14 protein-coding genes are annotated in these 23,270 nt (G+C 36.0%); 8 read left to right on the forward strand and 6 right to left on the reverse strand.

What is annotated here, in order from left to right; genetic code table 11:
* Window position 1: 1 nt before the first annotated feature.
* From FA048_RS11455 to FA048_RS11480, 6 genes are all read right to left on the reverse strand, one after another.
* On the reverse strand, window positions 2–6,370 hold the full coding sequence (locus FA048_RS11455; RefSeq protein ID WP_136840944.1) for an MBG domain-containing protein: 6,369 nt from the start codon (window positions 6,368–6,370) through the stop codon (window positions 2–4).
* Window positions 6,371–6,825: 455 nt separating this feature from the next.
* Window positions 6,826–8,571 carry a tetratricopeptide repeat protein gene (locus FA048_RS11460; protein WP_136840946.1) on the reverse strand — a complete coding sequence of 582 codons (1,746 nt, stop codon included), beginning with the start codon at window positions 8,569–8,571 and terminating at the stop codon, window positions 6,826–6,828.
* A 255-nt stretch (window positions 8,572–8,826) separates the two neighbouring features.
* The gene (locus tag FA048_RS11465) at window positions 8,827–9,993 is read right to left on the reverse strand and encodes a trans-sulfuration enzyme family protein (RefSeq protein WP_136840948.1); all 1,167 of its coding nucleotides are present in this window, start codon (window positions 9,991–9,993) and stop codon (window positions 8,827–8,829) included.
* A 92-nt stretch (window positions 9,994–10,085) separates the two neighbouring features.
* The gene (locus FA048_RS11470) at window positions 10,086–10,499 is read right to left on the reverse strand and encodes an OsmC family protein (RefSeq protein WP_136840950.1); all 414 of its coding nucleotides are present in this window, start codon (window positions 10,497–10,499) and stop codon (window positions 10,086–10,088) included.
* A 183-nt stretch (window positions 10,500–10,682) separates the two neighbouring features.
* A complete protein-coding gene (gene ispE, locus FA048_RS11475; protein ID WP_136840952.1) occupies window positions 10,683–11,486 on the reverse strand; it encodes a 4-(cytidine 5'-diphospho)-2-C-methyl-D-erythritol kinase in 804 nt (267 codons plus the stop codon).
* Between the two features lie 175 nt (window positions 11,487–11,661).
* Window positions 11,662–12,246: a DUF1287 domain-containing protein gene (locus FA048_RS11480; protein WP_136840954.1), complete on the reverse strand. Its 585-nt coding sequence runs from the start codon at window positions 12,244–12,246 to the stop codon at window positions 11,662–11,664.
* Between the two features lie 219 nt (window positions 12,247–12,465).
* On the opposite strand from FA048_RS11480, the gene FA048_RS11485 reads away from it, so the two are divergent.
* The 8 genes from FA048_RS11485 (at window position 12,466) to FA048_RS11520 (ending at window position 23,183) form a co-directional block, all read left to right on the forward strand.
* A complete protein-coding gene (locus FA048_RS11485) occupies window positions 12,466–13,776 on the forward strand; it encodes a Gfo/Idh/MocA family protein (RefSeq protein WP_136840956.1) in 1,311 nt (436 codons plus the stop codon).
* A gap of 95 nt (window positions 13,777–13,871) precedes the next feature.
* Window positions 13,872–14,666: a thymidylate synthase gene (locus tag FA048_RS11490; protein WP_136840958.1), complete on the forward strand. Its 795-nt coding sequence runs from the start codon at window positions 13,872–13,874 to the stop codon at window positions 14,664–14,666.
* Window positions 14,667–14,763: 97 nt separating this feature from the next.
* Complete coding sequence (locus FA048_RS11495) at window positions 14,764–15,132, forward strand: four helix bundle protein (protein WP_136840960.1); 369 nt, start codon at window positions 14,764–14,766, stop codon at window positions 15,130–15,132.
* 160 nt (window positions 15,133–15,292) lie between these two features.
* Complete coding sequence (locus FA048_RS11500; RefSeq protein ID WP_136840962.1) at window positions 15,293–15,781, forward strand: dihydrofolate reductase; 489 nt, start codon at window positions 15,293–15,295, stop codon at window positions 15,779–15,781.
* Between the two features lie 110 nt (window positions 15,782–15,891).
* Window positions 15,892–18,864 carry a protein translocase subunit SecDF gene (secDF, locus tag FA048_RS11505; protein ID WP_136840964.1) on the forward strand — a complete coding sequence of 991 codons (2,973 nt, stop codon included), beginning with the start codon at window positions 15,892–15,894 and terminating at the stop codon, window positions 18,862–18,864.
* Window positions 18,865–19,258: 394 nt separating this feature from the next.
* Window positions 19,259–20,581, forward strand: coding sequence for an NAD(P)/FAD-dependent oxidoreductase (locus tag FA048_RS11510; protein WP_136840966.1), 1,323 nt, complete (start codon window positions 19,259–19,261; stop codon window positions 20,579–20,581).
* Between the two features lie 114 nt (window positions 20,582–20,695).
* The gene (locus FA048_RS11515) at window positions 20,696–21,547 is read left to right on the forward strand and encodes a hydroxymethylglutaryl-CoA lyase (RefSeq protein ID WP_136840968.1); all 852 of its coding nucleotides are present in this window, start codon (window positions 20,696–20,698) and stop codon (window positions 21,545–21,547) included.
* A gap of 202 nt (window positions 21,548–21,749) precedes the next feature.
* The gene (locus tag FA048_RS11520) at window positions 21,750–23,183 is read left to right on the forward strand and encodes an aminopeptidase P N-terminal domain-containing protein (RefSeq protein WP_136840970.1); all 1,434 of its coding nucleotides are present in this window, start codon (window positions 21,750–21,752) and stop codon (window positions 23,181–23,183) included.
* Window positions 23,184–23,270 lie beyond the last annotated feature (87 nt).

Genomic DNA, 23,270 nt, shown 5'->3' on the forward strand with positions numbered 1-23,270 from the left:
CTTACTCTCTAATTAAAGTGATATAACCTTTTTGTTTTAATTTGTTTGTGCCAAAATCTATGACATAGTAATAGGTGTTTTCGGCTAATGAAGAACCATTTACGGTTCCATCCCAAGTATTTTGATAACCTTTTTGCGTAAATAGGATTCTTCCAGCCCTATCAAAAATGGTAACCACGTTGTTTGGGTACATGTCAATGTTTTTAACAACCCACAAATCATTTATTCCATCACCATTTGGTGTTAGTATATTTGTCGCAGAAATCGCTTGGAAATCGTCTCTTACTTCTACCGTGTAATTCAATGCTTCGCTACATCCGTTGGCATTACTCACAGTCACAGTATAGGTTGTTGTTACTGTTGGACGGATGGTAAGTGCCGCCGTATTTCGGCCAGAAACAATTCCCTCGGTATTAGCCCAAGTATAAGATGTGCCACCATTGGCCGTTAACACTAGGGTCTCACCTTTACTTACATTGTTCGTTGTATTGTTTGTTATGGATGGAACCGGCGTTGGAAAAACAATAAAGCTTCCGTTAACATAGTTGAAATTATAATTAGCAGATAATCCACCAGTTGGTGTTAGAAGGTAATTACCGGCAGGTGAATTGCTATTTGCAGCTGTTGAGACTGTAGGTTTAATACTTAAGTTATTTGCGTTATCTCCAAACTTAAAGCCAGTATACAATACTGTAAATACTGGAAGGCCATTGTTTTGACAGATCTGTTTATTTTCGGCAGTTACTGTTAAAAGTGCTTTTATAATTGTTAGGTTAGCACCATTATAGCTTATTGTATAATTCGGACTTGCAGATAACGAACCCATATTGATTGCATAATCACCAACGTTTTCACTTGGAACCCTAGCTAAAGAACCAGAAATCGCATCCGTTCCAACTAACCCTGTAACTGCGTAGGTTAAAAACGGATCCGCTTCTCCGTAGATTTTAGATTTGGCCTGAGCAATGATATTTAAACTTGCCTTTGTAATGGTTAGACTTCCACTTTGATAAGTTATGGCATAATTATTTGAGGCATAACCGCTTGGAACAATAAAATAGCTATTTACGTTTTTAGCCCCTTGTGCTGTACCCAAATAAGATAAGCTACCTTGAAGCGATTGCTCGTTTTCACCGTGTACAAAACCAAGGTAACTGATACCATTGCCTCCAGTAAAAGCAATTCCATCATAGATTTTACTGGTATTATTAGCCGTTATGATTAATGCCTTTTTCTGAATATTTAGCGTAAAATTGATTGATGTGGCTGGCTGGTGATTTGCATCTCCCAGTTGGCTTGCCGTTATAATCGATGTTCCAGCACCAAGAATCCTAACTAATCCATTTACATCAACCGAAGCCACTAGAGGATTACTGCTTGCATAACTTACCCCCAAACCTGATGTGGCAACTGCTTTAGCATTGATTGCCACATCACCATAAATAGCACTTACTGTACCGCCCGCCGTTTGGCTGTTAAAGGTGATTACGTTATTACCTGATGCTTCGATACTCAATGTACCTGCTACATAATTAAAGTTATAATTGTTAGCACTTAATCCCGCTGGAATAATGGTATAAGTACCCTTGTTTAGTGCACCTTGAGCAGTGCCTGTATAACTTAAACTACCATTTAATACTGTTGTGCCTTCACCATTTACAAAACCCGAATATAATACCCCATTTCCACCGTTATAGGCATTGCCATCATATATCTTAGTAAAATCATTGGCACTAACAGTCAGTACTTTTTTGATCACTATAATATCAAAACTGATTGATGTTGCTGCAATATAATTGTTATTACCTGGTTGACTTGCTGTAATGGCAGCAGTTCCCACGCCAACAATGTTTACTTGCCCATTGGCACCCACTGTTGCTACAGCTGTATTGCTGCTTTGATAACTCGCTGGTAAACCAGAGCTCGCCACCGCTGATGCATTGATACTCGCATCTCCGTAGATTTTATTAATTATTGAACCAACAGTTTGTGCATTAAAGCTAAGCGTATTATCTAAACTGTTGCCAATAGTAAGTGTTCCATTTGCAAATGCTATGGCATAGTTTACGTTGCTTAACCCTGATGGAATAATGGTATATGTACCTGTATTTATAGCTCCCTGTGCTGTACCACTGTAAACTATTGCACCTTGTAAATTGGTTTCATTGTCGCCATTGGCAAAACCTGCAATGCTCAACCCGTTACCACCAATATAAGCTGTTCCATCATAAGTTCTGAACTGATTGTTTGCTGTGATGGTTAAGGTCTTTTGACCGATGCTTAAGTTTGCTGGCGTATAATTTATTGAATAATTGCCTCCAGCAGTCAAGCTACCGAGGTTGATTGCATAACTACCTACATTTTCACCTGCCGTTCTTACCAGAAGCCCGGTTACTCCATCTGTACCAATTAACCCAGTAACTGTATAGGTAAATGCAGGCTCATTGTCACCGTATGTTTTGTTCTTTGCATCTGCGGTAATTGTTAAACCAGCCTTAGTTATTGTTAAACTTCCATCCTGATAAGTAATAGCATAATTATTTGAGGTATAGCCTGTCGGACTGATGAAATAACTTCCAACAGTTGTTGCCCCTATTGCCATGCCTGTGTAACTTAATACGCCTTGCAAGTTTATCTGGCTCTCACCTGTTACAAAACCTGTATAGCTTACACCATTGCCACCTGCATAAGCCTGTGCATTGTAAACCTTGTTGGCATTGTTTGCAGTAATCGTCAACCCTTTTTTAGCCACGTTAATAGTAAAACTGATTGGCGTTGCCGCAGCTTGATTGGAATCGCCTGGTTGAGTGGTCGTTATCATGGCTACTCCTGCACCTAACACTGTAACTGTTCCATTGGCTGCCACCTGTGCTACAGCTGGGTTATTACTTTGGTAGCTTACTGTTAAACCAGATGTGGCAACTGCCGATGCATCAATGTTTCCATTGCCATAAGTTACATTTAAATTTGAACCCGCTATTTGGCTGTTAAAGGTGATTACATTGCTACCAGATTGAATGATATTTAATGTTCCGGCTATATAGTTCAAATCATAATTGTTAGCCGTTAATCCCGATGGGATAATTTGATAATTCCCAGTATTCACCGCACCTTGAGATGTGCCAGTATAAATTACAGTACCTCCAAGCACAGTACTGCTCTCTCCGTACACAAAACCTGTATAACTTAAACCATTTCCACCAGAATATGGTATTCCGTTATATGTTTTACTATAATCATTTGCCTTTACATCAAGTGTTTTCTTATTTACTTGTACCGTAAAACTGATTGTGGGTGCAGGCTGAAAATTGATATCTCCAGCTTGGCTAGCTGTAATCAAAGCGGTTCCTGTTCCCTTTATTTCCACTTGACCCTGTGCATTAATACTAGCAACTGCGGTATTGCTACTTCCGTAACTTGCCGCAAGGTTAGAACTGGCCACCGCTGATGCATTGATACTACCATCTCCATAAGTTTTTAATATTGTAGTACCTCCCGTTTGTGCATTAAAGCTGAGCACATTTGCAATACTGGCAGTTACCAATAGATTTCCGTTTGTATAGGTAATGTTATAATTATTAGAAGTGTAACCCTTTGGTACAATAGTATAGTTGCCAGTGTTTATTGCACCTTGTGATGTGCCCTCATATTCCAATATGCCATTTAGTGCATTAATTTCATTATCTCCAAGGGCGAAACCAGTATAGGCAACGCCATTGCCACCACTATAAGGTGCACCATCATAAGTTTTAGTTTGGTTGTTGGCTTTAACAGTTAAAGCTTTTTGTGTTATTGTGCCAACATTTGCAATGATATTTGTTGTGTTGGCAATGTTGTAATTGCCTGCGCTTGTTCCGTTTAAATTTAAATTACCCAGTGGGATGTTTACTACTTTGTTAACACCCACATTTTTATCATCATAATTAGCTGTGGTACTGGTTAATAAAATAGATAAATCATCCGTACCTACAATACTGCCCGTAACAAAACTCAAATCACTTGTTGTAATAGTAGCATTAATATTGCCATCGTATTCTTTGCTTATCGTGACTGAAGTTAAAGCTAAGGTTACTGGTTTTTTGTTGGCGATTAGGTTAAAAACCACAGGTGTTGCAGGGTCGTAGCTACCATTGCCAGCCTGGGTTGCTGTAATGTTTACTGTACCCGCTTTTTTAATGTTGATTTTCCATTTGTTACCATCTACTGCATCTTGAAAGGCTTCGGCTATGCTGTTATCTGCAGAGGTATAACTTATGGTTAAACCAGAGGTTGAAGTTGCACCTGGTTCAAAATTGGCATCGCCGTAGGTTTTGGTAATATTAGCTGTTGGATTGATGGTTTGCGGTTGGCTTTGCAACTCGTAAGCACCTAGGTCTATATTTGTTCCTTTTAAACGTGAGTTGCCTGCTAGGTCTTTATTAGTGGTCAGACTGCTGTTCCCAGTATTGCCATCGGCAGCTTCGTACAAACTGTTACTACCTGCACCTATGGCTGGGCTGTTAAATTTGAGGCTGTAATCGCCATTGATGGCATCGGTAAAAAGTTGAGCAGTGGTAATGCCTGTGGCACTAATGTTCCCATTGACCGTGTTGGTCTTACCATCAATAAGGTTATTATTTAGAGTGATGATAGCAACTCCCGCAGTTAAGTATTGTAACCCTTGGTTTGCCCAAAGTAATGAGTTTTGCACAATAAATCTACCATTTTCTACGTACAGTCCTCCTGTATTGCCACCATTGGCACTATTGCCATATATAGTACAATTTTGTAATAGCGCACTTACACCGTCGTTATGCCATATTGCCCCTCCACTGGTATTTGGTGAGCTATTTTTAGCAAACAAACAATTGAACAATTTGGGCGAAGAAACAGAATTATACATCCCTCCGCCTCTATTATTAGCTATATTACCAGAGAAAATGTTAAGAGTAATAATTGGAGATGAATCCGAATTATACATCCCACCACCATCACTAATAGCGCTGTTACCAGAGAAGTTGCATTGGTCTATAATTAGCGAAGAAGTGATATTAAGCATCCCGCCACCATAATTAGCATTATTGCCCGAGAAAGTGCATTGATTAATGTTTGCAGAAGAAAGATTGTTATACATCCCGCCACCGCTAAATTTACTGATGGCTTGACTGTTAACGTTTATTAAACCACTGAATCCATTTGCATTACCGCCATTAACCGTAAAGCCATCAAGTTGCGCCGTACCCACCGTACCTGCACTAATAAGGACATGGTAAGCGTTTTCGCTATTATTTATAATACTCAGTGTACTGCCAAACCCTGAAATTACATCATCACCATTAAAATCTCCAGAAAGCGTTGTAATTGCCAATTTTGGATTGCGGTTTGCCAAGTTGTTAATACCATTGTCTGGGTCGAAACCGCCATAAATTTTTACATCTTTTACTAAAAGAAACGAATTATCTCTAGTAGCCGGGTTACCGAAATTGTTATCCGCTGGGCTATATAGAGGTTTGTAAGTCCCTTTCGCTACCCAAATCTGGGTTACTTGTGGATTCGTAGCTACCGCATTGTTGGTCTTGACAAATTTAAGTGCATCGGCTAATTCAGGAACTGCATTAGCCCAACTGCTACCATTAGCACTTCCGCTATTTATAGCTCTATTAACATATACAATGTTTGCATTTGGAGCAATTAGAGGAGTATAGGGAACTGCTTTTTCCTCTACTTTAACATCATCAATCAATAGCAGAAACTTATCCACCGAGTTATTTCGAAAGGCAATGCGAATCTTCTGACCTTTATACGCATCAAGTGCAATTTCACGATTAGTCCAAGAAGAATTTTCTTCTGCAATAGAAAATACCCGAACAGAAGCGCCCAAAAGATTACTATAACTTCCGGTAGGCACATTAGGGCTTGCCATGATCCTTACTTCATATCCATCGCGATAAACTGGATCTTGGGCAACTGCATTCCAATTTAATCGGATTGTACCTGATGTAAGGGGAATTGTTATTTCAGGCGTCCACATCCAATCATCTGCTTGCCCTATCGGCGAGTAGTAAGATGTACTGAAAGCCGCTGAATCAAGTACAGAATGAGAAAAATCATCTCTTCTTTCCCAAGCTTGATTTACATAATTCACCGTTGGGTTAGGAGTGCGCCCATCAAGATTAAATAATAGCCAACCGCTTGGGAAAACATAGGTTCCAGCACCTCCTGCTGTTGGCCCGTTGGTATGATCAAAGTCTTCGAAAAAAATAACCTGTCCATATGCAGGAAGCATACCTAGCAAAAAAGAAATGAGCAAAATGAGCTTCCGTAAGGGATTAAGAAAACCACTAGACATGTGTGTTTGCATCTTCAAAGTTATTGGTAACAGTTTTTTCATAGCGTTTCAGATTTGAGTAATGCGTCGTTCAAAAAACCACCACACTATGCACATTGCAATTAATGCAATAAGCATAATGATGATTATCCATTTGTAGTTTTTTGATTGGGGCATAGGATAAAATTGACCACTTCTAGCTTTAAAACCAAGATTTTAGGGCGGACAAAAAGCGGACAAAGAAAGTGGAAGCTGAAAGACTAAAGACCAAAGAAGAAGAAGAAGAAGAAGGTTGAAGGAGCAGACAATTCAGTTGGCAGTTCTTAGTTGGCAGTTTGCTTTTAACCGATGAGCACAGGTTTTTACTTTTTAAACACGATAGTAGCGGTATCCTTTTCACCAAGTCCCTTTAGGGGTAAAAGATTTAGCGGATAGCGTGACTGAAACAAACGAAGAATTACTGTCTCTGCTTTTCAAAAAAATCAGCACACAATTTTCAACTTACAGTTTTAGGTGTCTTAAACCAACCTACAAATAAAGTCTTCTAGTACGCTTTCGGTACCTAGACTTAATCTTTGTTTTAACCTGCGCTTGCTCCTACCTACACTATCTTTGCTGATACCTAAAGTATTTGCAATTTGATTAGTGGTTAGTTTTAAGCATAAAAGTGTGGCTAAGCGTTCTTCTGCTGGGCTAATAGAGGGCAACACTTTTTGCAGTGATGGTAAAAAATCAGGATAAGCTTTTGAAAACTCCAACCTAAATTTTTCCCATTCCGTATCGGTTACGAGTGTGTATCTTAATAGACTTTCATTCAATTGTTCATAACCATCAGCCAATTGTTTTTGTAGGTTAAAAATTAGATTTTCTTTTTCAATAATATTTTCTGTAAAGCTTAGTATTTGCTCTTTTGCTTGATTTGCTTCTTGTTCGGCCAGTTTTTGTTTGCGCGCTAATGTTTCTGCTAAATGTTTTTGTTGCAACATTTTACGGTTGTAAAACAACAACGATATCACAGTTAAAAGTACAATGGCTATTAATATAAAATTTCTGGTTAAACGTTGGTTACTGATTGTATTGTTTGCTTCTTGCAGATTATCTTGCATATCATCAAAAGCTATACTGGCATTAATTGCAGATAATTTACCGTTATTTACATTTTCTGTTAAGCTATCGCGGTATTTTTGGTGTAGCGCATAATATGCAAATGCACTATCTATTTCTTTAGTTACCTTAAATACATCTGCTATACCTTTAGAGGCCAAAGCCTTTTCTTTTAACAAGTTAGATTTTATGGCATAGCGATAGGCGTTTTTAAATTCATTTAATGCTTTGCCATAAGCTTTGTTTTTTAAATATATGTTGCCCAAGTTGTTTTCGGCTATTGCCACATTATTAAAAGATTTTAACCTTAAACTGGTTTCCAAGTGCTCTTTTATTAATGGTATGGCTTTATCTTCTTGATTTTGCAAGGCTAAAATCCTGCCAATATTGCCTTTTGCAATAGCTATCCATAATTGTTGGTTATCTAGCTCTGTATGAGGTTTTTTAATTAAGGTATCTAATAATTTTTGATAATAATACTTTGAGTCGTCTATATTGCCCAATCTAAAATAAGCAGCACCAATTATGTCTATTTGCAAAATATGCAAGTTTGGGTCAGTGCCATTTTTTTCTTTGCTATCGAAAGATAAAAATTTACGTCCATAGTTAATGCTTTGCTTATAATCTTCATTTAAATATAAGCCAAGACTAACATTATAGTAACGATTGGCCACATAAACAAAATGGGAAACGCCTATCTTTTTCTGTAACTCAATGGCTTTTAAATTATATAATACATAGCTACTTGCATAAGGTGATAATTCTGCATACTGTGCATATAGCTCTGCCATTAACTGGTCATCCTTTAGTTTGCTGGCTATTTTTATGCACTTAATTAATAATGGGCCTCCTTTTGCGAATTCTGATGATTTCCAAACGCCAAGTTCAATTCTTCCATAAACATCAAACATTGTGGTTCTAATCCATAACCTATCATCTGGATTATCTTTTAAATAGGCGTACATCTGATTGATGATTTGATGGTATTCGTTTACATCTCTCTTACTTTTTAATAAACTATAGGTTTTTTCTGCCTCGTGGGTTTGAGAAGTATCGGAAACCTCCCAAGCTTTTATATATGGGACTATCAATTTACTTTGTGCTTTAACTTTAAAGCTACAGAGAAAAATGCATAGAAATAGAGAGAGCGGAAGCCGCATTTTAAATGGGTTGATTATAATAGTATTATAACTAAATATACTCCTAATGATTGTAAACTTAATATTTTAGTTTCAAAATCACAAAAGGACTCTACATCCAGGCAAAAAACTAAGAAGCTGTCAAAAAATTAAAAATTTCTCACAGATGTTCGCAAATTTAAAAGCGTAGATATCTAGTCTTAGCGTCTCGCTAAGACTTATCAATTATCAAGGCTTAGAATTTTGGTCTTAGCGAGACGCTAAGACCAAGTATGTTTAGCTATTTAAAGCCCCTTCAATATCTTTCAAGATATCATCAATATGTTCTAAACCAATTGATAAACGAACGGTTCCTTGCTCAATTCCAACTTCTAAACGTTGTTCTTCGGTAAGTTTCGAGTGCGTACTTGTTGCTGGGTGAGTAGCAATTGAACGTGTATCTGCCAAGTTTGCAGAAATAGAAAACATTTTCAATCCATCCATGAATTTACGGGCGCCTTCTACTCCATTTTTAACAACAACAGTAACAATTCCTCCACCCTGTTTCATTTGCTTTTTAGCAATTTCATATTGAGGGTGAGATTTTAAAAATGGGTACTTCACTAATTTAACTTGTTCGTGACCTTCTAAATATTCGGCAACCTTTAGGGCATTTTCACAATGACGATCCATACGAACTGCCAATGTCTCTAAACTTTTAGATAATATCCAAGCGTTAAAAGGCGATAAAGATGGACCGCTGTGACGAGCAAAGTTCATTACTTCGGTAATTAAATCTTTACTACCTAAAATGATACCCCCAAGCACACGTCCTTGCCCATCAATATATTTTGTTGCCGAATGAATAGAAATATGTGCACCTAATTTAATTGGCTGTTGCAGATATGGCGTTGCAAAACAATTGTCAACTACAAATAAAACGTTATGTTTTTTAGCTAAACCAGCTAAAAATTCTAAATCAATAATATCAATACCCGGGTTGGAAGGAGTTTCTACAAAAATGATTTTAGTATTAAGTTTAATTAAACCTTCCCAATCTTGTGGTTTATCTAAATCTGCATAATCGAAAGTAACACCCCATTTTGAGAAAACATTGGTTAACAACTGATGAGTTGAACCAAAAACTGAACGACTTGAAACAATATGGTCGCCACTTTTAAGGAAGGCCCCAAACGTGGTGAAAATAGAAGCCATACCTGTTGCAGTTGCAAATCCGTCTTCTGCGCCCTCCAATAAACACATTTTCTCTATAAATTCAGATGTGTTTGGATTAGAATAGCGGCTGTATACATTCCCCTCCTTTTCATTTGCAAATAAGGCACGCATTTCTTCTGCATCGTCAAATTTATAACTTGAAGTTAGATAAATAGCTGTAGAATGTTCTTTGTGGCTACTTCTTTCTGTTTGGGTACGGATAGCAATGGTTTCAAAATTTTCGGACATTTTATTGGGTATCTAGATATGAGTATAAAGTATCAAGATTTAGGTATTGAGTAATAAGAATTCATCTTGCTACTCGATACTGCCACTTGTTACTATTTGTTTATTGTATAGGTAAAGTTAATTTTTGTAGAACGACCTAAGATATTTGCAACTGAGCAGTATTTATCGAAAGTTAAAGCCAAGGCACGTTCTACTTTTTGTTCATTCAAATTTCCGGTTAGGTTAAACTGAATATTAATTTCTTCAAAAATAGATGGTTCTTCAGTTCTTCTTGCAGCGTTAATGTTGATTTTAATATCAACTAGATCTTCTTTTTGCTTGGTCAATATATTAACCATATCAATCCCACTACAACCACCCAAACCAATCAGTAGTGTTTCCATTGGCCTAAAGCCTTTACCTTCACCGCCAATTGCTGGATTTGCATCTAGCTCAACAGTAAAACCACCTTCGTTACTAGCTTCAAAATTAAATTTCCCGCTTTTGCGGATTAGATTTATTTCCATTATTTATGTTTTTCACCATCTAAGAAATCTTAGAACAGCTTAGTTTTTTCAAGTAGAAGGAAACGAAGCATACAAAACTAGTAAGCAATTCTTCCCCTTGAATATTTCTCCTTTATTTCATTATTTAAGCAATCCAAACCTCAATTTATTAGATTTCCTTAGCTGTCTTAGATGGTAATGTTTTTATAATCCGTAAAAAACCATATTATCTTTTTCCAATTCAGGTAGTTTAACTGCTTTTTCAAAAATGGCATATACGGAAGATCCGCTACCACTCATAAGTGCAAAAATAGCTCCTGCAGCATAAAGCTTTGTTTTTATTTCGTCAATTTGTGGATATTTTACAAAAACTGAAGTTTCAAAATCGTTTACAATATTAGCTTTCCACTCGCTTAAAGGCAAATGTATCAATTCTTTTAGGGATGTACTAGGATGTTTTACATTTACTTTGCTATAAGCCTCAGCTGTAGAAACATGGATCTCAGGTTTTACCAGCACGATATAATAGGCAGACAAGTCTATTTTAATATCTGCAAATTCATCACCTTTGGCGAATGCAAAAGCAGGTTTATTTTCAATAAAGAACGCACAATCGGCCCCTAAAGCCTTTGCATATTCTTGCATTTTGGCAACCGACAAGTCTAATTTGAATTTTTCATTTACCAATTTGATGAGGAATGCAGCATCTGCAGAACCTCCGCCTAAACCAGCGCCAACTGGAATGTTTTTAAGTAACACGATTTTTTGATGTGGTAAATTGAAATCGCTTTGCAAGATTTTAAATGCCTTCAAACAAATATTATCATCGACATTGCCTGGAATATGAATTCCTTTGATTATACAACTAGTTTCAGCTGCGTCAATTAGCTCAACAACATCATACAGGTTAACAGGATAAAAAACAGTTTCTAAGTTATGGTATCCATCACTTCGTTTCTCTGTTAAGAATAGTCCTAGATTTATTTTAGCGTTAGCAAAAGCAAGCATTTTTTAATTTATTATGTCACCCTGAGCTTAGTCGAAGGATTGGATTGGCGAAATTACGATTTCAGTTAGCTAAATCTTGTATTGTAGAATTTTAAATTGGGCAGAACTAAAGCAAGAAAGAGCTAGAACAAAAAGTATTAAGTTTTTCAAACCCTATGTTAAACCCGTTATGTCCTTACACTTTGTATTGATAGTGACCAATAATTTTCCATGAAAAAAGACAATCTGCCAAAACTTGACCACCACCAATGTTATGCACAATTAGAAAACGTTTCCCATCAGCAGATTTTTTATTAACTACCAAACCAATGTGTGAGATATTACCACTTAAATTCCAGCAAACAATATCTCCGGGTTTATAATCCTCCCCATTTCGTGTCGATGGTTTAACTGCTCCCTTACGCTTAAAGAAAACCATTAAATTATAAACTCTTCTGTGATCTATATTTCTATCAGTTGTTTTTCTGCTCCAATTTTTTGGGTATAAACTGAAATTTGGCTTCATATCTTCATGAACATTCTTTTGCAAATCTATCCCCAAGGTTCTATAGGCTCTAATCACTACATCGGTGCAAACTCCTTTGCCAGCAGGAACATCTCCGTTTGGATAAGGTATTTTAAAATAAGCAGGGTCGTAAACCACTTTTTGCTTTGTTAAGGCAATTGCTGCATCAGAAAGTTTTAGCGCTTGTAGAGACTGCCCAGAACCTTGAAAGGCTACAAAAAAGAGAACCAAAAACGAAAGTAGTTTTCTTAACATATTAATCTGCTTAGTTGTTCCAAATCTAATTCAATTTTATGGTATAGAAAAGTTTAGAACAATGTTTAGACATACATGAGTTCTATTATCTATGACTAACAAAAACAATCGTTTAGTTAACGTTTATTTTTAATGCTTTTGCTATTTAGATAGAATGATTTATTATATTGTGTTCGCTATTGTAAAGAACGAACCATTATAAATCCTAACCTAAAAACAATGAAACGTAGAAACTTCATCCAATCTAGCTCCATTTTATTAGCAAGCACCGGCCTAGCTTCAGTTATGCCTTTAGATTTACTTGCATCGGCTACCCTAGCAGATAAAGTTCGTTTTGCTGTGATCGGTGTAAACGGAATGGGTTGGTCTAATTTAAATGCTTTGTTAAAAGATTCGAGAGCTCAATGTGTTGCGATTTGTGATGTTGACAAGAATGTTTTGAATAAAAGAACTGCTGAATTAGCGAAAAGAAATATAAATGTAACAACAGCTTCAGACTTTAAAACGATATTAGAGAACAAAGATATTGACGCGATAGTAATTGGCACGCCAGACCATTGGCATTGTAAAATGATGGTTGATGCACTTGCTGCTGGCAAAGATGTGTATGTAGAAAAACCTGTAGGTAATTCAATTCATGAATGTAATATCATGGTTGCCGCTCAAAAAAAATACAACAAAGCAGTACAAGTTGGACAATGGCAACGTAGCCAAAAACATTTTGCTGATGCCATGGCTTATGTTCACTCTGGTAAGTTGGGCAATGTACGTCTGGTAAAAGCTTGGGCATACCAAGGATGGATGAAGGCCATACCTGTTGTAGCTGACTCAGCTGTGCCCGATGGTGTTGATTATGCTGCTTGGCTTGGGCCTGCAACTAAAAGGCCATTTAACAAAAACCGTTTCCATTTTGAATTTAGATGGTTTTGGGATTATGCAGGTGGTTTAATGACAGATTGGGGGGTACACATGATTGATTTTGGTCTAATTGGTATGAAAGCACAAACTCCAATAAGCGTTGTTGCTTCTGGAGGTAAGTTTGCAAATCCTGATGATGCTTCTGAAACACCCGATACTTTAACTACCATATTTCAGTTTAAGGATTTTAACTTACAATGGGAACATGCTACCGGAATTGATGGCGGTCCATATAATAGAAACCACGGTGTTGCCTTTATAGGTAACAACGGCACATTAGTCGTAAATAGACAAGGCTGGGAGGTAATCCCAGAAAAAACAAATGGAAAAGACAAAATTGAACGTATAGAGCTTCAGAAATCTGTTGATAATGGCTTGGAAAAACACACCAGCAATTTCTTAGATGTTATACAATCTAGAAAGTTTGAAGACCTAAACGCACCAATTGAGGCCGGTTCTCATATTGCAAAAATTTGTCAAATGGGCAACATTGCTTATAAAGTTGGCAAAAAAATATATTGGGATGCTGAAAAGAATAAATTTACTGATGGAGAAGCCAATAAATACCTTGCCGCAGCATATCATAATGGTTATAAAATGCCAACCGTTTAGGCCTCAAATTATTTTTTTTAAACAGCTAAGAAATTACATAGTTAAGCTTTAGCTTTGCATCAAACATTTTAAAAGCCCTTTTAGGGGTTTGGGGTATGAAACAATATTTAGATTTAATGCAACATGTGCTTGATTATGGCACTCAAAAACATGACCGCACCGGCACTGGAACAATTAGCGTTTTTGGTTACCAAATGCGTTTTAATTTGCAAGAAGGTTTCCCAATGGTAACCACAAAAAAATTGCACCTTAAGTCTATTATCCATGAGTTGATTTGGTTTTTAAGTGGTGATACGAATATCAAATACTTAAAAGATAACGGTGTTAAAATTTGGGATGAATGGGCTGATGAAAATGGGAATTTAGGCCCTGTTTATGGTTCACAATGGAGATCTTGGCCGAAACCAGATGGTGAAAAGATTGATCAGATTACTCAAATCATCAATACCATTAAGAATAATCCAGATTCTAGAAGGATTATTGTTTCTGCTTGGAATGTTGCCGAAATAGAGAATATGGCATTACCTCCTTGTCATGCATTTTTTCAATTCTATGTAGCAGATGGTAAATTAAGCTGTCAATTGTACCAACGCAGTGCAGATATATTTTTAGGTGTACCATTTAACATTGCCTCTTATGCATTGTTAACCATGATGGTTGCTCAAGTTTGTGGTTTGCAGTATGGCGATTTTATCCATACGCTTGGCGATGCACATTTATACAATAACCATATCGAACAAGCAAAACTGCAATTAAGTAGAGACACCAAGGCTTTACCAACCATGAAAATAAACCCAGAGGTAAAAGATATTTTTGATTATAAGTTTGAAGATTTCACGTTAGAGAATTACGACCCACATCCACATATTAAAGGGGCAGTGGCGGTATAAATTTGTTCATTGGCCTCATTAGTTCATTAGGCATAGTTTCATAGCATAGGTCGCTTGAGAAGTTTAAATCATCCCGAAAAGATTTAAACATTAAAAAATGAGCTACAATAGAATTGAAGATTTAGAAGTGTACCTACTTGCAGAAGATTTTGCAAATGAAATTTGGGATATTGTAGTTCAATGGGATTTTTTCGCAAAAGATACCGTTGGCAAACAAGTTTGTAGATGTGCTGATTCAATAAGCGCAAATATTGCCGAAGGATATGGACGTTATCATTTTAAGGAAAACAAAAACTTTTGCTATTATAGTAGAGGTTCAATTTTAGAAACCAAGTCGTTTCTCAGAAAAATGAAACATAGAAGCCTGGTTACCAGTGAAGGTTATGAGAGTTTATTTAATAAATTAGAGCTTATTCATATTAAACTTAATGCATACATTAAATACATCGGAAAAAATACTACTTAGTTATTGTACTCTGTAACCAATGAACCATTCTATCAGAACCTGCATACCTAATGAACAATTGAACCAATGAACCACTCTATCCAACCTTGCATACCTAATGAACAATTGAACCAATGAACCACTCTATCCAACCTTGCATACCTAATGAACTATTGAACTAATGAACAAATTATCCCTAATCGTAGCCATCTCAGAAAACAATGCCATTGGCAAAGACAACAAATTGTTATGGCATTTACCTGCCGATTTAAAACATTTTAAGGAAATTACAACTGGACATCCTATTCTTATGGGGCGAAAAACTTATGACTCTATTGGTAGACCCTTACCAAACAGAAGAAATATTGTGATTACCCGTTCTGCAAGTTTAGAAATTCCAAATGTAGAGGTTGTAAATAATTTAGAGGACGCCATTTCATTATGTGCAAAAGAAAATGAAGTATTTATTATAGGCGGTGCCGAAATTTATAAACATGCACTAGAACTTACAAATAGAATATACCTTACAACAGTTCATCAAACTTATGAAGCTGATGCTTTTTTTCCAGAACTAAAAATGAATGAATGGAAAGAAGTATTCAATGAGTATCATCCGGCAGATGAAAAAAATAGTGTAGCTTACACTTTTTCAACGTTGGAACGTATATAATTCAACTTCCTTAATAAAAGTAAAATAACAAGTCCTATTATTTAAAAAAATAATTAGATTTGCCGACTTGTTTAAAAACAGCACTATAGAAAATAATTACATAACAAAAAATGCAAGGTAAAGGTTTTATTAAATTTATGGCGATACTATTAGGTATTGTCTGTCTGTATTCACTATCATTTAATTTGGTTACATACAATGTAGAAAAAGACGCGAAAGCGTTTGCCAAAGGTGATGTAGTTAAAGAAAAAGCTTATTTAGATTCAATGGCGAGTGTGCCAGTTTATCCAGTATTAGGCTTAACTTACCAACAAGTTAAAGGTAAAGAAATTAACCTTGGCCTTGACTTAAAAGGCGGTATGAACGTTACAATGGAGATTTCATTAGCTGAGCTAACCAAATCTTTAGCCAACAATACAAATGATGCTACTTTTAACCAAGCATTAGCAAATGCACAAACTCAAATGAATGCTGGTGGAAAAGATTTTATCGCTTCATTTGTAAATGAATATGAGAAACTTGCACCAAACGGAAAATTAGCTGACTTTTTTGCTAATCAAGATAATACAGCATTATTAAAAGCTAACGCAAGCAATGCTGAAGTGAAAAGTTATTTATCTAAAGAAGCTACTAGCGCTATAGACCGTTCATTTACCATTTTACGTAGTCGTATTGATGGTTTTGGTATGGTTAGTCCAAACATGCAAAAACAAGAAGGTTCTAACAGAATCTTTATTGAGATGCCAGGTGTGCAAGACAAAGAGCGTGTGCGTAAGTTATTACAAGGTTCTGCTGAATTACAATTTTGGCAAGTTTACCAAAACGAAGAAGTTGTTGGTATTTTAGAGAACATTAACAAAACATTAGCTTTAACCGTAAAGGACACAACGGCTGTTGCTACAACAGCGGCTAAGCCAACAGATACTGCTAAAGCTGGTGCTGGTAAATTAGCAGACATTGTTAAAGGAACAAAAGGAAAAGATACTTCAGCAACTGCTAAAACAGCAGAAGCTGCTAAGAAAAATCCATTGTATGCAGTACTAAGTATCCCTACTTACACCGCAGAAAACGGACAACAAGCATTACGTCCAGGTCCTGTTGTGGGTTGGGTGTTGCAAAAAGATACTGCTAAAGTTAATGCATATTTTGCAAGAGCAGATATTAGATCGTTAATTCCAGGCACACTTAAATTTATGTGGAGCCTTAAGCCAATGGATAAAACCAAGGTTTTTGAATTGTATGCAATTAAAGCAACTTCATTAGATGGTAAGCCAGATTTAGGTGGTGAAGCTGTAGCAAATGCTCGTGATTCATTCGATCAAAATAACAGACCAGAAGTTACTATGTATATGACTTCTGATGGTGCTACTAAGTGGAAAAAAATTACTGCAGATGCCTCTGCAGATGCTAATAATAAAAAAGCAATTGCCATTGTTTTAGATAATACAGTTTACTCTGCTCCTACTGTACAAAACGAAATTCCAAATGGTGTTTCATCAATCTCAGGCAGTTTCACTCCAGAAGACACTAAAGATTTAGCGAACATTTTAAAAGCTGGTAAATTACCCGCACCTGCTAAAATCGTTTCAGATTATGTTGTTGGTCCTTCTTTAGGTCAACAAGCAATTGATAGTGGTTTAGCATCATTCATTATTGCATTTGTTGTTATTTTAGCTTTCATGGCTTTGTATTATAACAAAGCTGGATGGGTTGCTAACCTTGCCTTATTGATCAACTTATTTTTCATCATGGGTGTATTAGCAGCATTTGGTGCTGTACTTACGCTTCCTGGTATTGCTGGTATCGTGCTAACTATTGGTTTGTCCGTTGATGCAAACATCCTGATTTTTGAGCGTGTTCGAGAGGAGCTTGCTTTGGGCAAGAATACCGGAACAGCAATTAAAGAAGGTTTCAAACATGCAATGTCTTCGATCATCGATTCAAACGTTACGCTATTGATCTTAGGTATCATCTTAGGTATCTTCGGTACAGGACCAGTTCGTGGTTTTGCTGTAACTTTATGTGTTGGTGTTGTAACTTCATTCTTCGCAGCTGTTTTAATTTCTAGAGTAATTTTCGAATCGATGTTAAACAGAAAAGTAAACATCTCTTTCGACAATAGCGTTACTAGAAATGCATTTAAAAATATTGCTTTCAACTTCGTTGGTCGTAGAAAAATTTATTATGCAATATCAACCGCAATTATTGCTTTAGGTATAGTTTTCTATATTATAAATGGAGGTTTACATCTAGGTGTAGATTTTAAAGGTGGTAGAACCTACATGGTTACGTTTGACAAACCAATGAAAACTGAAGATGTGGCTCAAAAATTATCATCAAACTTTGATGGTGAAGAAGCATTGGTTAAAACTGCTGGTGCAGACAACGCATTAAAAATCACCACCCCTTTCCACATTAATGACCAAGATCCTAATGCAGATAAAACTGTAGAAAATGCTTTAAGAAAAGGATTAGGTGAGTTGGGAACCAAATATACTATTGAGAGTTCTCAAAAAGTTACACCAACTATCGCTAGTGATATTATCTATGGAGCTTACGGAGCAATCTTGTTCTCATGTGTGGTAATGTTTATCTATATCTTAGTTCGTTTTAGGAAATGGCAATATGGTTTAGGCGCGGTTATTGCATTATTCCATGATGTGGCATTGGTTTTATCTTTCTATACGATATTAGATGGCGTATTGCCTTTCCCATTAGAGATCGGACAAGACTTTATTGCAGCCATCTTAACCGTAATGGGTTATACCATGACAGAAACAGTTGTTGTATTTGACCGTATCCGTGAGCGTTTAGCAGAAAAAGGTAAAGATGATGTATATGGTGCTGAACGTGATACATTGATCAACTTCGCATTAAACAGCACTTTAAGTCGTACAATTTTAACTTCGTTAACTGTATTCTTCGTACTAATTGTAATCTTCATCTTTGGTGGAGATAGCATTAGAGGATTTATCTTCGCTTTATTAATTGGGCGTATCATTGGTACATATTCATCACTATGTATCTCTACACCAATCGTAATCGATTTATCTAAAAACGAAGCAAAAAAACTAAGTAAATAAGATTATAATCTTTAAAAATATAAGGGTCTCGAATTTCGGGACCCTTTTTTATTTGCCGTGTTTTAAGTTCAACCGCAAAGAAGCAAAGGTCGCTAAGATTAATTTTTCCTTTAAGCAAGATAAACCACTAAGGCATAGAGGCACTAAGTAGAACTTATATTTTCTTAAATGGTTTATACGGTTTAAACCCAATGTGTCTCTGTTTTCTTTGCGCTCTTTGTGTCTTTGCGGTTATTAATTAATCAAGTAAAAAATTACTCTATGCTCTCTGTGGAAATCTCTGCACTCTCTGCGTTAAAAAAAGCGACATTTTCTTAAACTGGTTTAATGTTTATTGACTTGATAACTTACTATATTTGCTAAACTAATTGATAGGTTCATTAGTTTATCTACTATGGAAAACAAAAAGCAAAGAATTGTAATTGTTGGTGGCGGTTTTGGTGGGATTGAGTTAGCAAAAAAACTTAGCAAAGAGAATGTAGAAGTGGTTATTTTAGATAAGCACAATTATCATACTTTTCAACCTTTGCTTTATCAAGTTGCTACAGGTGGCTTAGAAGCAGATTCTATAGCTTTTCCAATTAGGAAAATATTTAAAGGACAAAAAAATCTAACTTTTAGAGTTACAGAAGTAGAAAAGATAATTCCTGAAGAAAATAAGTTACTTACCTCCATTGGTGAAATTAACTATGATCATCTAATCATTGCAACTGGTTCTACCAGTAATTTCTTCGGTCAGGATGAGATACAACAAAATGCAATGCCGATGAAATCTATACCTGAAGCATTGAATTTACGAAGCTTAATTTTACAAAATTTAGAAGCATCACTCATTACAAAAGATCCTACAACCAAAGCCGGGTTGTTAAACTTCGTAGTGGTTGGTGGCGGACCAACTGGTGTAGAAACTGCAGGTGCTTTAGCTGAGCTAAAAAAGCATGTATTAAAAAACGATTACTCGGAAATAGACATCAACAACGTTAATATTTATTTAATTGAAGGATCCCCTGAATTGTTGGGACCTATGTCTCCTCAGGCTCAGAGAAAATCTCAAGAATTTTTAGAAGAAATGGGGGTTATTGTTTATACTGAGGCTAGAGTAAAAGGATATGATAGTAAAGCTATTACCTTACTAGATGGCAGAGTCATTCCATCAGCAACGGTAATTTGGAGTGCCGGCGTAAAAGGTGTTGTTTTAGATGGTTTAAAACCAGAATGTACGGTTAGAGGAAATCGATTAAAAGTAGATAAAATAAATAAAGTTGAATGTTACGATAATATTTATGCCATAGGCGATGTTGCCGCAATGATTACCGATGAAACCCCTAATGGTCATCCTGGAGTTGCTCCTGCTGCAATACAACAAGGAACTTTGTTAGCCAAAAATCTGATTAATATCATAACAGGAAAACCTACAACAGATTTTAAATATTTTGATAAAGGTTCTATGGCAACTGTTGGTAGAAATAGAGCGGTAGTAGATATTGGTAAGATCCGTTTTCAAGGTGTATTCGCTTGGTTTACTTGGATGTTTGTACACTTAATGACCTTAGTGGGCTTTAGAAACAAATTAATCGTGTTTGTAAATTGGGTTTGGAGCTATTTTAGTTATGACAGGGGAACAAGATTAATTATTAGACCGTTTATAAAAGGCGAAAAATGGAAAGCAATTAATACTACGGAAGTTGCAAAGACTGAAGGTTCAGTGGTTCATTAATTATTGGTTCATTAGTTCATTGGTCATTGGTTCAATTGTCTAGGCGACATTACAAATCTCAATACGCAATACTCTATTCTCAATACTCAATACTCACTTCTCTATACTAAAAACATGAAACTCATAGAATGCCCTCGTGATGCCATGCAAGGTTTGCATAATTTTATTCCTACAGAATTAAAAGCAGCATACATTAGTCTCTTATTGCAAGTAGGTTTTGATACCATAGATTTTGGAAGTTTTGTTTCACCAAAAGCAATTCCGCAATTAAAAGATACTACTGAGGTTTTAGCGCAATTAGATTTAAGCAATACAACTACTAAATTGCTTGCCATTGTAGCTAATTTAAGAGGCGTAGAAGAAGCTGTTCAACACAACGCGATAAGTTACCTCGGATTTCCCTTCTCTATCTCAGAAACATTTCAACAGCGAAATACAAATTCCAGCATCGCCCAATCTTTAACAACTGTGGAAGAAATGCTAAATCTTTGCGATAAAAACCAAAAGACAGCGGTAGTTTATTTATCTATGGGTTTCGGCAATCCTTATGGCGATGAATGGAATATAGAGATAGTAGAAAAGTGGGCAGAAGAATTAGTGAGCAGAGGAGTTAAAATACTTTCATTGGCAGACACTACAGGTGTTTCTACCCCAGAAAAAATTAAAACCATCTTACCAGCACTAATTGAAAAGTTTAAACAAACAGAAATCGGTATTCATTTACACAGCACACCGTTTACCCGTTTAGAAAAAATTGAAGCTGCTTACAATGCTGGCTGCAAACGCTTTGACAGTGCTTTAAAAGGTTTTGGAGGTTGCCCTATGGCCACTGATGATTTAACTGGAAATATGGCTACTGAAGATTTAATCTCTTTTTTTCAAAGCAAAGGCGAAGATTTGAATATGGATATGAAAAAATGGAATGAGGCGATGTTATTGTCTTCGAGTGTGTTTGCAGCAAATTAATTTTGAAAACATAAAGCAGAGTACAATACCTAAAGATCATTGTAATAGTATTGGAAGTAAAAATTTATGCTATAGAGGTAAATAAAGTAAAACAGCTGATGGATTAGGATTGTAAAATCTTTTATACCAACATTTAAAAAGAACTTATTTACATATCTTAGATTTAAACAAATTATTTAATCTATCAATAAACCTCTCCACCATGTTTAAAAGATTATTTACCTTTTTGGTAGTCGTATCTATAGCAAATACTTCGATTGCACAAGATTTTGAACCAAAAGACTATTTTACAAAAGAATTTCATGCCAATAGAAGAGAAGCATTGCGCAACAGTATGCCAGAAAGCTCAGTAATGGCAGTTTTTGCATTTCCAATGCGTAATTTCTCTAATGATGTAGATTACCTTTATCACCAAAATCCAGACCTTTATTATTTTACCGGATATAAAGAACCCGATGCTGTTTTGTTTATTTTTAAAGATGCCCAAACCGATGATAAAGGTAATACATATAAGGAGCTTTTCTTTGTACAGAAAAGAAATCCGATGCAAGAAAGTTGGACAGGGAAACGTTTGGGTACAGAAGGTGTAAAAGAAAAACTAGGCATAAACATGGCCTTTAATGGATCCGATTTTAAGGATTTCCCAGTTGACCTCTCTAAGTTTACAAATATCATTTACAGCCTACCTCCAGATTTGGTAATGGCTAAAAGCGAAACTGTTAATTTGGCCGGATTAGTTAATTCATTTTTAAGAAAAGCTAATATTTCTTTAGATCAAACAACGAATGTAAATACGGCAAGAAGAACATATTATAAACTTACTGGTCAGTTAAGAGAAATTAAAACTCCAGAAGAAACAACAATGTTGCGTAAAGCGGTAGAGATTTCTTGTCAGGGACAAAATGAGGTAATGAAAGCTGCTCATGCAAATATGAGTGAATTTGAAATTCAAGGCTTACATGAATTTGTACATAAAAAATATGGTGCGGAAAATGTAGGATATGGATCTATTATTGGCGCAGGAGAAAATGGATGTATCTTACATTATGTAACCAATACAAAAACCAAAGTTGGCAATTCACTAATTTTAATGGATGTTGGGGCAGAATATCATGGTTATACAGCCGATGTTACCCGTACAATACCAGCAAGTGGCAAATTTACTGCCGACGAGAAATTGATTTATCAAATTGTTTATGATGCTCAAGAAGCTGCATTTAAGACTTTAAAGGATGGTTCTTCTTTCGCAGCAGCTAGTAATGCCGCAAATGAAGTAATTTCTGAAGGCTTATTCAAATTGGGCATTATTAAGGATAAAAAAGATTATAGAAAGTACTATACACATGGGCTAGGTCACCACATCGGACTTGATGTACATGATAGAGCCGCTACTAACAAATTGCTAAAAAACATGGTGATTACCATTGAGCCAGGTATTTATATCGCTCCAAATAGTGATTGTGATAAAAAATGGTGGGGAATGGCCGTACGTATAGAAGATGATGTGCTAATTACCCAAGATGGTTATGAATTACTATCTAGTTTTGCACCAAGAAGCATTGCTGATGTAGAAAAGAAAATGGCAGAAAAGAGTGCCTTAGACAATTTCAAACTCCCTGTTCTGAAATCCAAATAAACAACCTAAACTCATTAAAAAAGCCTTTGATAGAAACATCAACGGCTTTTTTTGTATATTTTAAAATAACTAGCCTGTTGCCATTTA

This window comes from Pedobacter polaris, from assembly GCF_005116505.1.
GTDB classification, from domain to species: Bacteria; Bacteroidota; Bacteroidia; order Sphingobacteriales; family Sphingobacteriaceae; genus Pedobacter; species Pedobacter polaris.

What these genes read in the sequence shown, in the direction of transcription:
- FA048_RS11510 (WP_136840966.1), top strand. Translation starts at nt 19,259, where the DNA reads ATGGAAAACAAAAAGCAAAGAATTGTAATTGTTGGTGGCGGTTTTGGT.
- FA048_RS11500 (WP_136840962.1), top strand. Translation starts at nt 15,293, where the DNA reads ATGAACAAATTATCCCTAATCGTAGCCATCTCAGAAAACAATGCCATT.
- FA048_RS11485 (WP_136840956.1), top strand. Translation starts at nt 12,466, where the DNA reads ATGAAACGTAGAAACTTCATCCAATCTAGCTCCATTTTATTAGCAAGC.
- FA048_RS11520 (WP_136840970.1), top strand. Translation starts at nt 21,750, where the DNA reads ATGTTTAAAAGATTATTTACCTTTTTGGTAGTCGTATCTATAGCAAAT.
- FA048_RS11490 (WP_136840958.1), top strand. Translation starts at nt 13,872, where the DNA reads ATGAAACAATATTTAGATTTAATGCAACATGTGCTTGATTATGGCACT.
- FA048_RS11515 (WP_136840968.1), top strand. Translation starts at nt 20,696, where the DNA reads ATGAAACTCATAGAATGCCCTCGTGATGCCATGCAAGGTTTGCATAAT.
- ispE (WP_136840952.1), bottom strand. Translation starts at nt 11,486, where the DNA reads ATGCTTGCTTTTGCTAACGCTAAAATAAATCTAGGACTATTCTTAACA.
- FA048_RS11460 (WP_136840946.1), bottom strand. Translation starts at nt 8,571, where the DNA reads ATGCGGCTTCCGCTCTCTCTATTTCTATGCATTTTTCTCTGTAGCTTT.
- FA048_RS11480 (WP_136840954.1), bottom strand. Translation starts at nt 12,246, where the DNA reads ATGTTAAGAAAACTACTTTCGTTTTTGGTTCTCTTTTTTGTAGCCTTT.
- secDF (WP_136840964.1), top strand. Translation starts at nt 15,892, where the DNA reads ATGCAAGGTAAAGGTTTTATTAAATTTATGGCGATACTATTAGGTATT.
- FA048_RS11465 (WP_136840948.1), bottom strand. Translation starts at nt 9,993, where the DNA reads ATGTCCGAAAATTTTGAAACCATTGCTATCCGTACCCAAACAGAAAGA.
- FA048_RS11470 (WP_136840950.1), bottom strand. Translation starts at nt 10,499, where the DNA reads ATGGAAATAAATCTAATCCGCAAAAGCGGGAAATTTAATTTTGAAGCT.
- FA048_RS11455 (WP_136840944.1), bottom strand. Translation starts at nt 6,370, where the DNA reads ATGAAAAAACTGTTACCAATAACTTTGAAGATGCAAACACACATGTCT.
- FA048_RS11495 (WP_136840960.1), top strand. Translation starts at nt 14,764, where the DNA reads ATGAGCTACAATAGAATTGAAGATTTAGAAGTGTACCTACTTGCAGAA.